We start from the raw sequence: 14334 nt of genomic DNA, 5'->3' as shown, positions 1-14334 counted from the left end.
GCAGCTTCCGCTGCAAATGAGGACAGACCTCATGAGAAGAGCAGACCGACTATTCCAGATCGTCCAGCATCTGCGTGGAGGGCGGCTTGTTACCGCTCGCATGCTTTCCGAGAGGCTGGAAGTTTCCGAGCGCACCATTTATCGCGACATTGCCGATCTTCAGTCATCGGGTGTTCCAATCGATGGCGAGGCCGGCGTTGGCTATCTCATGCGCGAGGGTTTCGAGCTCCCGCCCATGATGTTCAACCGCGATGAAATCGTGGCACTGGTTGCCGGCGCACGCATGGTGCGTGCATTTGGCGGAGCGACCATGGCACGCGCTGCCGAAGAAGCGCTGATGAAGATTCGAAGTGTGCTGCCCGAACAGGACCGCCACCGCATTGCCCGAACCGAAATCTACACGCCCGACTGGGTCATTTCGGATGCCGAGCGTCTGATAATCGACGAACTTGAGAAGGCGGTGGAGAAACGCGACGTGCTGCGTGTTTCCTACCGCGACGAAGGAGGTCAGAACTCGCAGCGTGAGATACGGCCATTGGGCTTGTGGTTCTGGGGCAAGGTCTGGACACTCGTCGCCTGGTGCGAGTTGCGCAGCGACTTCCGCGCCTTCCGGCTGGACCGCATCGCCACAATGGAACATGCCGGACGCAGCTTCCGGCCGGAGCCGGGCAAGCAGCTGGCCGACTTCTATCGCATGTTCGAACTTCAGGGCGCCTGCGCCAGGCCTCCGAACCATGAAGCCCCTTGCGAGCGCACTCGCGCCGTAGCCTGAACGCGCATCGAAACTGAAAAAGGGCTGCCCCGCATGGAGGCAGCCCTTTCCGTGTTCAACGTTCTCACGCGGTCTTGGCCCGAAAGCGGCCGCGTGTCATGCGCTCTAGCGGGAAGACTGCTCCCCGCAAAGGCAATCCATCGAGACCACGTTGAAACGATAACCACTCGACATTGGATCACCTCCTTTCACTTCGTTGACGTTGCCCCCAATGTGGAGGCAACTGGAAACGACTGCAAGACCTTCTCAGGCCTTTTTGTTCTGACGGTTGTTCACCAGATCGTCGACAACCGCCGGATCAGCCAGGGTGGAGGTGTCACCCAGGGCCTTGGGATCATCCTCCGCGATCTTGCGCAGGATGCGGCGCATGATCTTGCCCGAGCGTGTTTTCGGCAGACCGGGGGCGAACTGGATCTTGTCCGGTGATGCGATGGGGCCAATCTCGGAGCGCACATGGGCAACCAGCTCCTTCTTGAGCTCTTCCGAGCCTTCTTCACCGGCCATGAGCGTGACATAGCAATAGATGCCCTGCCCCTTTACGTCATGCGGATAGCCAACCACAGCGGCTTCCGAGACCTTGGGATGCGCAACAAGTGCCGATTCCACTTCCGCCGTGCCCATGCGGTGACCGGAGACATTCAGCACGTCATCGACGCGGCCCGTGATCCAGTAATATCCGTCCTCGTCACGTCGGCAGCCGTCACCGGTGAAATATTTGCCCTTGTAGGTGGAGAAATAAGTCTGGATGAAACGCTCGTGATCGCCATAGACCGTGCGCATCTGGCCCGGCCATGAATCGACAATGCACAGATTGCCGCTGGCGGCGCCTTCGAGAACCCCGCCCTCATTGTCAACGAGCTGCGGCTGAACGCCGAAGAAGGGTTTGGTCGCCGAGCCGGCCTTGAGGTCGATGGCGCCGGGCAGCGGTGTGATTAGAATGCCGCCGGTTTCCGTCTGCCACCAGGTATCGACGATGGGCGACTTCTCGTCGCCAACGACCTTGTAGTACCACTCCCAGGCTTCCGGATTGATCGGTTCGCCCACCGAACCGAGCACGCGCAGCGACGAACGTGACGCGCGCTTCACATAGTCGTCGCCCGCACCCATCAGAGCGCGAATGGCTGTCGGGGCCGTATAGAAGATGTTGACCTTGTGCTTGTCGACAACATCCCAGCAGCGCCCCGCATCGGGATAGTTGGGCACACCTTCGAACATGAGCGTGATCGCGCCATTGGCGAGCGGCCCGTAGACGATATAGCTGTGGCCCGTGACCCAGCCCACATCAGCCGTGCACCAGTAGACATCACCCTCGTGATAATCGAACACATACTGATGCGTCATGGACGCATAGACGAGATAGCCGCCGGTGGTGTGGAGCACGCCCTTGGGCTTTCCGGTCGAACCTGACGTGTAGAGAATGAAGAGCGGATCTTCCGCATTCATCTTCTCCGGCTCGCATTCGGCGGACGCCTTTTCCATCTCCGCCTCATAGGCGAGATCGCGGCCATCCACCCAGTTCACATCCGCACCGGTACGCTTGACCACCAGCACGTTGCGCACCTTCGCGCCTGCCTTTTCGGCAATCTCAATGGCCTTGTCGGTATTGGCTTTCAGCGGCACCTTCTTGCCGCCACGCAGACCTTCATCGGCGGTGATGACGAAATCGGACTTGCAGTCCTCGATACGTCCGGCAAGCGAATCCGGCGAGAACCCGCCAAAGACGACCGAATGCACCGCACCGATGCGCGCGCAGGCCAGCATCGCATAGGCTGCTTCCGGGATCATCGGCATGTAGATGGTGACGCGGTCGCCCTTCTTGACGCCGTTCGATTTCAGAACATTGCCAAGCTTCGAGACCTGCTCGTGAAGTTCGTGATAGGTGATCTTCTTGTCGTCAGCCGGATCATCCCCTTCCCAGATGATCGCGGTCTGGTCACCGCGCTTTTCCAGATGCCGGTCGACGCAATTGTGGCAGACATTGGAGACGCCATCCTCGAACCACTTGATCGAGACATCGCCTTCATAGGACGTGTTCTTCACCTTGGTGTAGGGCGTGAACCAGTCGATGCGCTTGCCATGCTCGCGCCAGAAACCTTCCGGATCGGTGATGCTGTCCTGGTACCACTTCTCATAGGTCGCAGCATCAATCAGCGCGTCCTTCTTCCATTCATCCTTCACGCGATGAACATGCACCTCGGACATGGTACCTCCTCCACAATAACCGGTCATTTTCGGCCGAATGGCCTGGCGCATGAGACCATGCACCTCGTGTCGCGCGCATTGTTACCATTCTGGGCGCGACTTCAACATTAGACATTGGATGACACTTGCCCGCTTGGACCAGCAGGGGCAGAAATGGTAGCAGCCACCCAAGTATGCTGCTAACATATTGTATTAATTGATTTTTCACGCGCCATTCATCATCATTTGCATTCCACGTCAACCGTGGATGCCGCATTGTGCCGGCGTGATGAGGAAAGGACGCAAATGAGGACGAATGAAACCGAACTGATGCTCAAGGGCTATGGCCTGACCACAGCCGAGTTCATCTACCATATGCCGGACCACCCGCATCTCCTGCAGAGCTTCGTGTGGCAGACCTATGATCTCGCACCGAAGTTCCCGGCGCTCTATCGTTTCATCGACTTCTGGAAGGAAAAGCTCGACGGCCCGCTGCACTCGGTTTCATACACGCATCAGAAACTGATCAGCCCGACCGAATGGCGCAATGTGAGCGGCGAGCTCGTCCTGCAATAGTGAAGATAAGCGCAGCCACTTTGGAAGCGGCTGCGCTGTATCCTCAGGCAGGCTGTGCGGCAGAGACCCGCCGGTGCACATGCTGCGCCAGCAATGCGACCATGAAGGCGCCGAGCGGAACAAGTGCTGCGATCCACATGATGCCGCCCAGACCCGGGCCGTGGTCGATGACCGCACCACCTAGCCACGCTCCCATGGCATTGCCCAGATTGAAGGCCGCGATATTGAAGGATGAAGCTAGGCCTTGGCCCGCACCCTTTGCCTCGCTCAGCACCCACATCTGAAGTGGTGCGACGGTCGAGAATGCGGAAGCACCGAAGACGGCGATGGCAATGACAGCCGCAACCTTGTCGTGAATGGCGAAATGCATGATGAAGAGCGAAACCGTCAGCGCCAGAAGGCTCCCCACCACAGTCGCACGCAGATAGCGGTCGGCAAGCCTGCCACCCACGAGATTTCCGACAATCAGCCCGCCGCCAAACACGAGCAGGATCGCCGAAACCGCAGCATCCGAAAACCCGGTGATCTGCGTCAGGATCGGCGCGATATAGGTAAAGCCCGCAAAACACCCCACCCAGGCGAGGACCGTGATCGCCAGACCGAAAAGGACCTGCGGACGGGAAAGCACTTCCAGCGCTGATCCTTCCTCGCGCAGTTGCGAAACAGCCTCATCGCGCGGAACGAAAAGCGCGATGATTGCAAAGGCTGCTACTCCGATTGCAGCCACAGCAAGAAATGTCGCGCGCCAGCCATAGGCCTGACCCAGCCAGGTGCCGAAGGGCACGCCGAGAATATTCGCAACCGTCAGCCCCGTGAACATCACGGCAATGGCAGAGGCCTTCTTGTCTTCGGCCACCAGCCCCGTGGCGACCATCGAGCCAACGCCAAAGAACGAGGCATGGGCGAAGGAGGTCAGCACACGCGCTCCCATCAGCGTCCAGTAGTCCGGGGCCAGTGCGCAGGCGAGATTGCCGATGGTGAAAACCACCATCAGGGCCATCAGCAACTTCTTGCGCGGCCAGCCGGCGGTGAGAGACCCGAGTATCGGCGCGCCGACCACAACGCCGAGCGCGTAACCGGTGATGAGAAGGCCTGCCGCAGAGATGGTCACGCCAAGATCGGCGCTCACCTCCAGAAGCAATCCCATGATGACGAATTCGGTGACACCGATTCCAAAGGCACCGGTCGTCAATGCGTAAACTGCGAAAGGCATGATCCAGCTCTTCGTTCTCGATGGGAAGACGGCCTCAAAGGCCGGTCCGGGATAGCTAGACCTTTCACCATCGAAGAATTAGATTGCCTGAATTATTATGTGCTATGAAATGAGTTCATCAATGGCGCGCAGCGAGATCAACCGCTCCGGAGAAATGGAAGTCTTCGCCCAGGTTGTGGAGGCAGGAAGCTTCTCCGCCGCCGCGCGCGAATTGCGCATGACGCCCTCCGCCGTCAGCAAGCTCGTGGCACGCCTTGAAACACGTCTTGGCACCGCGCTTATGCGCCGCTCGACGCGAAGGCTGCAGGTCACTGCCGAAGGCCAGGCCTTCTACGAGAATTGCCTGCGCATCCTCGCCGACATGGAAGCCGCCGAGCGTGAAGCTGCAGCCGGTGCCGTGCCGCGCGGCAAGCTGAAGGTCGACTGTAATGTTGGCTTCGGCACCCACTACCTGGCGCCACTGGTCCCGGAGTTTCTGGAGCTCTATCCCGAAATCAGCCTTGAGCTGTCGCTGTCTGACCGCGTCGTGGATCTGATGGAGGAGCAGACGGACCTTGCCATCCGGGCCGGAACACTTGCCGTCTCCTCACTCATTGCCCGCAGGCTTTGCAACTCCCCCATGGTTCTGGTGGCCTCACCCGGCTATCTGGCGCGAAAAGGTGTACCCGAACATCCCGACGACCTGAACGGCCATGAGTTGCTGGGCTTCAGCTTCCGCCGCATCAACGAAACCTGGCCATTTCGCACCATGGATGGCGAGGAGATCACCGTCCTGCCGCAAAGCCGCAATCTGGCGAGTGATGGCGAGACAATGCGCCTTCTGGCATTGGCCGGAACCGGGCTTGCCCGCCTGTCACGCTGGCACGTGGAGCGCGACATTTCCGCGGGAAGGCTCGTCCCCGTACTGGAGGATTTCAATCCCGGCGACCGTGATAGTGTCCACGCCGTCTATGTAGGCCAGGGCCGCTATCTGCCTGCCCGGGTCCGTGCATTCATCGATTTTCTGGTGGAACGAGTGAAAATCGACTGAGGCTTCAACGTGCGCCGAAAATGGCCGAGCCAACCCGCACACTCGTTGCACCAAAGCCGATTGCCGTCTCGAAATCGCCCGACATGCCCATGGAAAGCTGCGCAACACCTGCCTCGCGGGCAAGCTTCTCCAGAAGCGCGAAATGCGGACCGGGATTTTCTTCCAGCGGCGGAATGCACATGAGGCCGACAACATCCAGCCCATGCACCTCGCGGCATCGCTTCACGAAATCGACCGTCTCACGCGGATCGATGCCGGCCTTCTGTGGTTCGAGACCAGTATTCACCTGCACGTAGCAGGGAAGTTTTCGCCCCTGCTTTTCCATCTCGTCCGCAAGCGCCTTGGCAATCTTTTCGCGATCAACGCTCTCGATCACGTCAAAAAGCGCCACCGCTTCCTTCGCCTTGTTGGACTGCAACGGACCGATGAGGTGAAGTTCGATGTCGGAAAACGTCTCGCGCAACTGCGGCCACTTGCCCTGTGCTTCCTGAACGCGGTTTTCGCCGAATATGCGCTGGCCGGCTTCGAGGACGGGCCTGATAGCGTCACCATCGAAGGTCTTGGAAACGGCAACCAGCGCAACATCTTCCGCGCTTCGACCGGCCTCGGCCGCTGCCTTGGCAATTCTCTCCCGAATCTCGACCAGATTGCGCGTTGCGTCAGCCATTTATCGTCTTTCCGCCCTGAACTGCTTCATCTGGACCATGCTTCATTAGCCCCATGCGGTTGACGCTCGTCACAAAGCATGGTGAAGGTCCGCCGACTGTTTCTGGCACCTTTCTATGTGAAAAAACCGGCATGGCAACCGAACGATACAATCCGCGCACGTCCGAACCCAAGTGGCAGAAGGCCTGGGAAGAGGCAAAACTCTTCGAGACCCGCAATGATGACGGGCGCCCGACCTATTACGTGCTGGAGATGTTCCCCTATCCGTCGGGGCGCATCCATATCGGCCACACCCGCAACTACACGATGGGTGACGTGGTGGCCCGCTACAAGCGCGCCAGGGGCTTCAACGTGCTGCACCCGATGGGTTGGGACGCATTCGGCATGCCGGCTGAAAACGCGGCCATGCAGAACAAGGTCCATCCCAAGGAATGGACGTATCAGAACATCGCCACCATGCGCGGCCAGCTCAAGACCTTCGGCCTGTCGCTGGACTGGAGCCGCGAATTCGCGACCTGCGATGTGGATTATTACCACCGTCAGCAGATGCTTTTCGTGGACTTCTACGAAAACGATCTGATCACCCGCAAAACCTCCAAGGTGAACTGGGACCCGGTGGACCAGACGGTTCTCGCCAATGAACAGGTGATCGACGGCAAGGGCTGGCGCTCAGGTGCCGAGGTCGAGCAGCGCGAACTGGCGCAGTGGTTCTTCAAGATCACCGACTTCTCCGACGAGCTGCTTGAGGCCATCGACGGCCTCGACAATTGGCCGGAAAAGGTTCGCCTGATGCAGCGCAACTGGATCGGCCGTTCCGAAGGCCTTTTGGTTCGCTGGGAACTCGACGCGGACACCGCACCCGGCGGCGAGAGCGAATTGCAGGTCTATACGACGCGCCCTGACACGCTTTTCGGCGCTTCCTTCATGGCAATCGCCGCCGATCATCCGCTCGCACGCAAGGCAGCAACCGAAAATGCGGAACTGGCTGCATTCTGCGAGGAATGCCGGCGCATGGGCACATCCGCAGCAGCTCTCGAAACGGCGGAAAAGCGTGGCTTCGACACCGGCATCCGCGTGAAGCACCCCTTCGATCCCGAATGGACGCTGCCGGTCTATGTCGCCAATTTCGTCCTCATGGATTACGGCACGGGCGCGATCTTCGGCTGCCCGTCGGGCGACCAGCGCGATCTGGACTTCGCCAACAAATATGGCCTGCCGGTCACGCCTGTCGTGCTGCCGGAAGGCGCTGATCCCGAAAGCTTCAAGATCACCGACGAGGCCTATACCGACGACGGCGTGATGATCAATTCGCGCTTCCTCGACGGAATGCCGACCGACAAGGCTTTCGAGGAAGTCGCGTCGCGCCTCGAGAAGGCCGATCTGAACGGCAAGCCGGTGGCCGAGCGCAAGGTCAATTACCGCCTGCGCGACTGGGGCATTTCCCGCCAGCGCTACTGGGGCTGCCCGATCCCGATGATCCATTGCGAAAGCTGTGGCGTCGTGCCAGTGCCCAAGGATGACCTGCCGGTCGTCCTGCCCGACGATGTGGACTTCGACACGCCCGGCAACCCGCTCGACCGTCACCCCACCTGGAAGCATGTGAAGTGTCCGAAATGCGGCAGCGACGCGCGCCGCGAGACAGACACGATGGACACCTTCGTGGACTCGTCGTGGTATTTCGCCTGCTTCACCGCACCGGATGCCGACACGCCGACGATCCCCGACATCGCCAATCGCTGGCTGCCTGTGGACCAGTATATCGGCGGCGTCGAGCACGCGATCCTGCACCTGCTCTATTCGCGCTTCTTCACCCGCGCGATGCGCAAGGCAGGCCATCTCGATCTCGACGAGCCCTTCAAGGGTCTCTTCACGCAGGGCATGGTCGTCCATGAGACCTTCAAGGCCGAAGATGGCCGCTGGCTCGCGCCGACCGAAGTGCGTATCGAAGGTTCAGGCGCAGATCGCAAAGCATTCGAAATCGATACGGGCAAGCCGGTCACGATCGGCCAGCTTGAAAAGATGTCGAAGTCGAAGAAGAACACGGTGAGCCCGGAAGAGATCACCGGCTCCTTCGGTGCCGACACGGCGCGCTGGTTCACGCTTTCCGATTCGCCGCCCGACCGCGACGTGGAATGGACCGACGACGGTGCCGCTGGTGCGCATCGCTTCCTTCAGCGCGTTTGGCGCCTGGTCGTTGACAACAAGTCGGTGATCGAAGGCGTGGAAGGCAGCCCCGCCCGCGAAGGCAGTGCAGCCGCGATATCAAAGCCGGCACACAAGGCACTCAAGGCCGTCGGCGAAGACATCGAGCGTCTCGCCTTCAACCGGGCAATCGCCCGTATGCACGAACTCGTCAACGAGCTTCACGGCACAATCGGCAAGCTTGGTGCAGATGCCTCGGAAGAAGAGAAGGCGGCCGCGCGCAACGCGGTTGAAATCCTGATCCACGTGATCGCGCCCTTCATGCCTCACCTGGCCGAGGAATGCTGGCACGAAATCGGGGGCACCGACCTTGTGGCCGCCCGCTCCTGGCCGGACTACGATCCGACACTGGTGGTCGACAACGAGATCATCCTGCCCGTTCAGATCAACGGCAAGAAGCGCGGGGATTTGACAATCGCTCGCGACGCGGACAAGTCTTCCATCGAGCAGGCGGTACTTGAACTCGACTTCGTGCAAAAGGCGCTGAATGGCGCCGAGCCGCGCAAGGTCATCGTCGTGCCGCAGCGCATCGTCAATGTGGTGGCCTGAGCGGAGGAGCCAGCCTTGAAGTCCGTTTTCAAAGCCTTGGTCATGAGCGGGCTTCTGGCAGCCATGACAGCTGTATCCGCCTGTACGGTGAAGCCGCTCTATGCGACGTCCGACGCAGGACTGAGTGGTGGAACCACCGCCGCACTGGCATCGGTCGCCGTGTCTGAGCAGAACACACGCTACGGCCTTGAGGTGCGCAATCACCTCATGTTCCTGCTGCACGGAGGCGCCACGCCTCCGGCCAATCCGCGCTACATCCTTGACCTTTCCGTCACCTCCGTCACCGCCTCCGCCGCAACGATCCAGCGCGCTGGCATTGACGAACCAACGGCGGGCACCGTGCGCATGAAGGGCACTTACATTCTCAAGGACGCGACGACGGATGCGGTTCTTGGGCGCGGCACGCGCGAGGTTTCATCGGCTTTCGACCGTCCGCGTCAGGAATATGCGGCCTTGCGCGCCGAGCGCGATGCACAAAACCGCGCAGCACGGGAACTTGCCGAGATTGTCCGGCTTTCCGTTGCGCAGAACCTTGCGGCCTCCCCAGGCATCTGAAGCGGGATTATGCTATAAGGATGAGCGGTGATATCGGAGGTGCGAGAGGGGCTTCGCACAATGCATTTGTTCCGGTTGTCATTGCGACGTCATGGAGATCGGTGAAACAGCCGCCATTGGAGTGCTTCGCTAATGGGATTTCATACCACGATGATGTCTGTCGCTGGCGTATTCGGAAGCAAGCTCTTGAAGCGTGAAGCTCTGGCCCCCGAGACGGCAGATCATGTCGTGGACCAGCTCATCGCCGAGCGCACCACACACCTGTCGCAGACCTTCATCTGGCCTGTCGCAAAGCCCCTGCTCTATCGTTACTTCCATTATCGTCAGGCCGTTGCCATGGCCGATGAAGTGGCCGCGATGTCGGGCTGGGATGCATTCACCTATATTAGCGAACTTCTCTCGCTTGAGGTTTCCTCTACCGGTTTGGATAACATCCCCAAGAAGGGTGGCTTCATCCTTGCCCCGACGCATCCGACCGGCATCGCCGACGGCATTGCCGTTTTCGATCTTCTCAAGGAGATCAGGCCGGACATGGCCTTCTTTGCCAATCGCGATGCGCTGCGGGTCAATCCCCAGTTCCGTGAGCTGGTGATACCGGTCGAATGGCGTGCTGGGGAGAAGTCCCATGCGAAGAGCCGCGACACGCTCGCGATGACGGCCAAGGCCTTCAACGAAGAGCGTGCGGTCGTGCTCTTCCCGTCCGGTCGCATAGCCTACTGGAACGAGGACAAGCTGACCGAACGCCCCTGGCAGCCATCCGTCGTGGCTCTGGCGCGGCGCTATGAGGTTCCGGTGATCCCGATGAACATCACCGCGCGCAATTCCGGGCTGTTCTACCTGCTCTCGAAATATTCGAACGAGTTGCGCGACATGACCCTGTTTCACGAGCTTCTCAACAAGAAGGGCCGCGCCATCTCCATGATCATCGGGCGCCCCATTCCGCATGAGACCTTGCAGGATGGTGAGCCATCCGAACTTGCCGAGCGCCTGCAGGAACATGCGGTGCATGCTTTGGCAAAGGATCGCGACGCGGTCTTCAAGCCATGAAAAACCCCGGCACGATGGCCGGGGCTTAAACTTCACTGATTGAACGAGATCAGCCGATTTTCTGGCCGGTCTTTTCCCAGTCGGCGAGGAAGGCCTCAAGCCCCTTGTCTGTCAGCGGATGCTTGACCAGCGCCTTCAGCGTGGCGGGCGGAACGGTCGCGACATCCGCGCCGATCAGGGCCGCCTGCTTCACATGGTTTACCGTGCGAATGGATGCCGCAAGGATCTCGGTGCCGAAGCCGTAATTGTCATAGATAGTGCGGATCTCGGCGATCAGGTCCATGCCGTCGATCGCCATGTCATCGAGACGACCAATGAAGGGCGAGATGAAGGTTGCACCGGCCTTGGCGGCCAGAAGAGCCTGATTGGCCGAGAAGCAGAGCGTTACATTGACCTGGCGGCCGCTCTCGGTGATCTTCTTGCACGCTTTCAGACCATCGAAGGTCAGCGGAACCTTGATACACACATTGTCGGCAATCTTGGACAAAACCTCGGCTTCGCGCATCATGCCGTCGAAATCGGTCGCCGTGACCTCGGCGGAAACCGGACCATCCACGAGATCACAGATTTCCTTGGTCACTTCGGTGATGTCCCGGCCCGCTTTCATGATAAGCGAAGGATTGGTCGTCACGCCATCAAGGAGACCCAGCTCGTTGAGTTCTTTGATTTCATTTACATCGGCGGTATCGACGAAGAATTTCATGGGCATCTCCCTGGATTTTCGAACTGCATTGGCATGTGCGCGCACGCATCGTGGGTTGCTTTAAACAATTTAAACGGCAAGGTCACGCCTCATGGACAAAGATTCGGGCACATCGCGCGTGATTCCCGTCATGGTGCCGATGCCGGCGGAACGACCCTACAGTTATGCGGTTCCCGAGGGCATGCCAGTGGCGCCGGGCTCGATTGTACGTGTCCCGCTCGGGCCGCGACAGGTTGCAGGCATTGCCTGGGACGGTGATGGCGGCACCGTCGACCCGAAGAAACTGCGCCCCATTGAGGCCGTGTTTGACTGCCCTCCCATTAGCGGGGAAATGCGGCGCTTTGTCGAGTGGATCAGCACCTACACGCTCTCCCCACCGGGAATGGTGGCACGAATGCTGCTTCGCGCGCCGGGTGCCTTTGATCCGGAGCCTCCGCAACAGGGTCTGCGCCTGACCGACAACCGGCCTGACCGTATGACCACCGCGCGCGAGCGTGCCCTGGAGCTCGCGCGGGACGGTCAGGCCTGGACTCGCTCCGGCCTTGCCCATGCCGCCGGCATTTCGCTGAGCGTGATCGACGGGCTGGCAAAGCAGGGCGTATTCAAAACCGTCGAACTGCCACCCCAGCCCGTTGTCGCCCCACCGGACCCGCTATATGGCCGGCCGGAACTTTCTGATGGGCAGGCTGAGGCAGCGGAACATCTGCGTGAACAGGCTGCACGTGATGGCTTTTCCGTCACGCTTCTTGATGGCGTCACCGGCTCGGGCAAGACCGAAGTCTATTTCGAGGCGGTCGCCGCTGCACTCGAGCGCGGGAAGCAGGTGCTGATTCTCATCCCGGAAATCGCGCTCACCCAGGCCTTTCTGGACCGCTTTCACGACCGCTTCGGATCGAAGCCTGCCGATTGGCACTCCGATCTGGCTCCCAAAAAGCGCGAGCGCATATGGCGGCAGGTGGCGGAAGGTCAGGTTCGCGTGGTCGCAGGCGCCCGCTCGGCGCTGTTCCTGCCTTTCAGCGATCTGGGCCTCATCGTCGTGGATGAGGAACACGACCCCGCCTACAAGCAGGAAGACCGCGTCTTCTACAATGCGCGCGACATGGCGGTGAAGCGCGGGCATCTGGGCAATTTTCCGGTTGTTCTGGCATCAGCCACGCCCTCCATCGAAAGCCGGGTCAATGCCCAAAGCGGACGCTATGACCGGATCGTGCTTTCCAGCCGCTATGCAGACGCGGCCCTGCCCGACCTCAAAGCCATCGACATGCGCAAGGCCCCGCCCGAACGGGGAGGCTTTCTTTCACCGGTCCTGATCCGGGCGATCGGACAGACCTTGGAGCGCAAGGAGCAGTCGCTGCTTTTCCTCAACCGCCGCGGCTACGCACCCCTGACGCTCTGCCGTGTCTGTGGCCACCGATTCCAGTGCCCGGACTGCTCAAGCTGGCTGGTCGAGCACCGTTTTCGGAAACAACTTATCTGTCACCACTGTGGGCACAACAGGCCGGTGCCGGAAGCCTGCCCCGAATGTGGAACGCTCGACCACCTTGTCGCCTGCGGACCGGGCGTGGAACGCATTGCCGAGGAAGTTGACCGCCATTTTCCCGATGCGCGCACCATCGTACTGTCTTCCGACATGCTGGGCGGGGTGAAACGCCTGCGCCTTGAACTGGAGGCCATTGCGGATGGTGAGGCCGACATAGTCGTCGGTACGCAGCTCGTCGCCAAGGGTCACAATTTTCCCGCCATGACGCTGGTCGGCGTGGTCGATGCGGATATCGGCCTGTCCAATGGCGATCCGCGCGCTGCAGAGCGCACTTTCCAGCTGTTGAGCCAGGTTACCGGTCGCGCCGGGCGCTCCGGTCGCAAAAGTCTGGGCCTCATCCAGACCTATCAGCCGGAACATCCGGTGATGCGCGCGATCATCTCTGGCGATTCGGAGGCTTTCTACGAGCGCGAGATTGCAGAACGCGAGCGCTCTTCCCTTCCGCCATTCGGAAGACTGGCCGCAATCATTGTCAGCGCCAACGAGCGCAAGGAGGCGGAAGGCCATGCCCGCGCGCTCAGGCTGGCGGCACCTGCCTCGGATGTTCTGGAAACGCTTGGACCGGCTGAAGCACCTCTCTCGCTTCTGGCCGGTCGTCACCGCTTCCGCCTGCTCGTCCATGGCACCCGCCGCGCCGACATCCAGGCATATCTGCGCCAGATGATCGCCACTGCCCCGAAGCCCCGTGGTTCGATCCGCGTGCAGGTGGACATTGATCCGCAAAGCTTCCTGTGATCGGCCGGAGTGAACCGGGCTGCCAAAGAGGCTGGAAACGGAGTATAGCGCCGCAACCAATGGCTGAACGCCTGATTCGGCCTGCATGAACAGGATGGAGAGCCGCAATGGATTTTGCACTACCCTGGCCCACCAGCGACGGTGAATGGCTTGCCTGGTCATCGGCGGCAGCCACCATCTTCATTGGCTTTATCGCCATGTTCGCTCCGGGAACCACGTTGCGGCTCCTGCGGCTCGACAATCCGCCAATGCACAATTCTGGTTTGAGCACCGTTCGCGCACAGCTTGGCGGATTTTATATCGGCATTGGCGTGGCAGCGATTCTGTTTGCCCAGCCGCTTATCTACCTGACCCTTGGTCTTGGATGGTCGCTTGCGCTCTTTGGTCGCATAATCTCCATGATGTCAGACCGCGCAAACACGCTGCACAACTGGATTGCGCTTGTACTTAACGCGCTGCTGGCGGCCCTCTCCCTGGCTTTCACGCTTGGATTCATTAGCTGAGACAACGATTCCACCCGAGTCTTTGTCAAACAGCACGGATTCAACGTTTCCGCCGTGTTGCG

The 14334-nt window shown here is 60.2% G+C and carries 12 protein-coding genes; 8 read left to right on the top strand and 4 right to left on the bottom strand.

Annotation, left to right across the window (positions count from 1 at the left end):
* The first annotated feature begins 31 nt into the window (after nucleotides 1-31).
* A complete protein-coding gene (locus tag EL18_RS14370; RefSeq protein ID WP_081871250.1) occupies nucleotides 32-772 on the top strand; it encodes a helix-turn-helix transcriptional regulator in 741 nt (246 codons plus the stop codon).
* A 246-nt stretch (nucleotides 773-1018) separates the two neighbouring features.
* Here the strand turns inward: EL18_RS14370 and acs are convergent, their stop codons facing one another.
* Nucleotides 1019-2974, bottom strand: a complete 1956-nt coding sequence (gene acs / locus EL18_RS14365) for an acetate--CoA ligase (protein WP_036485736.1) — start codon at nucleotides 2972-2974, stop codon at nucleotides 1019-1021.
* Between the two features lie 285 nt (nucleotides 2975-3259).
* On the opposite strand from acs, the gene EL18_RS14360 reads away from it, so the two are divergent.
* Nucleotides 3260-3529 (top strand): usg protein, encoded by a 270-nt coding sequence (locus tag EL18_RS14360; RefSeq protein WP_036485734.1) that lies wholly within the window; start codon nucleotides 3260-3262, stop codon nucleotides 3527-3529.
* 43 nt (nucleotides 3530-3572) lie between these two features.
* Here EL18_RS14360 and EL18_RS14355 read toward each other — a convergent pair whose 3' ends face one another.
* Nucleotides 3573-4742, bottom strand: a complete 1170-nt coding sequence (locus EL18_RS14355; RefSeq protein ID WP_036485732.1) for an MFS transporter — start codon at nucleotides 4740-4742, stop codon at nucleotides 3573-3575.
* Between the two features lie 121 nt (nucleotides 4743-4863).
* On the opposite strand from EL18_RS14355, the gene EL18_RS14350 reads away from it, so the two are divergent.
* A complete protein-coding gene (locus tag EL18_RS14350) occupies nucleotides 4864-5772 on the top strand; it encodes a LysR family transcriptional regulator (protein WP_036485730.1) in 909 nt (302 codons plus the stop codon).
* Nucleotides 5773-5776: 4 nt separating this feature from the next.
* Here EL18_RS14350 and EL18_RS14345 read toward each other — a convergent pair whose 3' ends face one another.
* A complete protein-coding gene (locus EL18_RS14345; RefSeq protein ID WP_036485728.1) occupies nucleotides 5777-6439 on the bottom strand; it encodes a YggS family pyridoxal phosphate-dependent enzyme in 663 nt (220 codons plus the stop codon).
* Nucleotides 6440-6570: 131 nt separating this feature from the next.
* Between EL18_RS14345 and leuS the strand changes: the two genes are divergently transcribed.
* The 3 genes from leuS to EL18_RS14330 all read left to right on the top strand — a co-directional run bounded on the left by leuS (nucleotide 6571) and on the right by EL18_RS14330 (nucleotide 10791).
* Nucleotides 6571-9189, top strand: a complete 2619-nt coding sequence (leuS, locus tag EL18_RS14340) for a leucine--tRNA ligase (protein ID WP_036485726.1) — start codon at nucleotides 6571-6573, stop codon at nucleotides 9187-9189.
* 15 nt (nucleotides 9190-9204) lie between these two features.
* On the top strand, nucleotides 9205-9744 hold the full coding sequence (locus tag EL18_RS14335; RefSeq protein ID WP_036485724.1) for an LPS assembly lipoprotein LptE: 540 nt from the start codon (nucleotides 9205-9207) through the stop codon (nucleotides 9742-9744).
* A 150-nt stretch (nucleotides 9745-9894) separates the two neighbouring features.
* A complete protein-coding gene (locus tag EL18_RS14330; protein WP_341872068.1) occupies nucleotides 9895-10791 on the top strand; it encodes a 1-acyl-sn-glycerol-3-phosphate acyltransferase in 897 nt (298 codons plus the stop codon).
* Nucleotides 10792-10840: 49 nt separating this feature from the next.
* Here EL18_RS14330 and fsa read toward each other — a convergent pair whose 3' ends face one another.
* Entirely contained in the window at nucleotides 10841-11494 is a 654-nt protein-coding gene (gene fsa / locus EL18_RS14325; protein ID WP_036485720.1) for a fructose-6-phosphate aldolase, read from the bottom strand.
* Between the two features lie 91 nt (nucleotides 11495-11585).
* Between fsa and EL18_RS14320 the strand changes: the two genes are divergently transcribed.
* Nucleotides 11586-13769, top strand: coding sequence for a primosomal protein N' (locus EL18_RS14320; protein ID WP_036485718.1), 2184 nt, complete (start codon nucleotides 11586-11588; stop codon nucleotides 13767-13769).
* 107 nt (nucleotides 13770-13876) lie between these two features.
* Entirely contained in the window at nucleotides 13877-14272 is a 396-nt protein-coding gene (locus EL18_RS14315; protein WP_036485716.1) for an AGROH133_08824 family phage infection protein, read from the top strand.
* The last annotated feature ends 62 nt before the right edge of the window (nucleotides 14273-14334 follow it).

This window comes from Nitratireductor basaltis, assembly GCF_000733725.1.
Taxonomy (GTDB): domain Bacteria; phylum Pseudomonadota; class Alphaproteobacteria; order Rhizobiales; family Rhizobiaceae; genus Chelativorans; species Chelativorans basaltis.
Note: the sequence above shows the minus strand (reverse complement) of the source record. Positions and strands in the feature narration are given on the sequence as shown.

Coding starts and splice junctions, on each gene's coding strand:
- EL18_RS14370 (WP_081871250.1), top strand. CDS start 32: ATGAGAAGAGCAGACCGACTATTCCAGATCGTCCAGCATCTGCGTGGA.
- acs (WP_036485736.1), bottom strand. CDS start 2,974: ATGTCCGAGGTGCATGTTCATCGCGTGAAGGATGAATGGAAGAAGGAC.
- EL18_RS14360 (WP_036485734.1), top strand. CDS start 3,260: ATGAGGACGAATGAAACCGAACTGATGCTCAAGGGCTATGGCCTGACC.
- EL18_RS14355 (WP_036485732.1), bottom strand. CDS start 4,742: ATGCCTTTCGCAGTTTACGCATTGACGACCGGTGCCTTTGGAATCGGT.
- EL18_RS14350 (WP_036485730.1), top strand. CDS start 4,864: ATGGCGCGCAGCGAGATCAACCGCTCCGGAGAAATGGAAGTCTTCGCC.
- EL18_RS14345 (WP_036485728.1), bottom strand. CDS start 6,439: ATGGCTGACGCAACGCGCAATCTGGTCGAGATTCGGGAGAGAATTGCC.
- leuS (WP_036485726.1), top strand. CDS start 6,571: ATGGCAACCGAACGATACAATCCGCGCACGTCCGAACCCAAGTGGCAG.
- EL18_RS14330 (WP_341872068.1), top strand. CDS start 9,895: ATGATGTCTGTCGCTGGCGTATTCGGAAGCAAGCTCTTGAAGCGTGAA.
- fsa (WP_036485720.1), bottom strand. CDS start 11,494: ATGAAATTCTTCGTCGATACCGCCGATGTAAATGAAATCAAAGAACTC.
- EL18_RS14320 (WP_036485718.1), top strand. CDS start 11,586: ATGGACAAAGATTCGGGCACATCGCGCGTGATTCCCGTCATGGTGCCG.
- EL18_RS14315 (WP_036485716.1), top strand. CDS start 13,877: ATGGATTTTGCACTACCCTGGCCCACCAGCGACGGTGAATGGCTTGCC.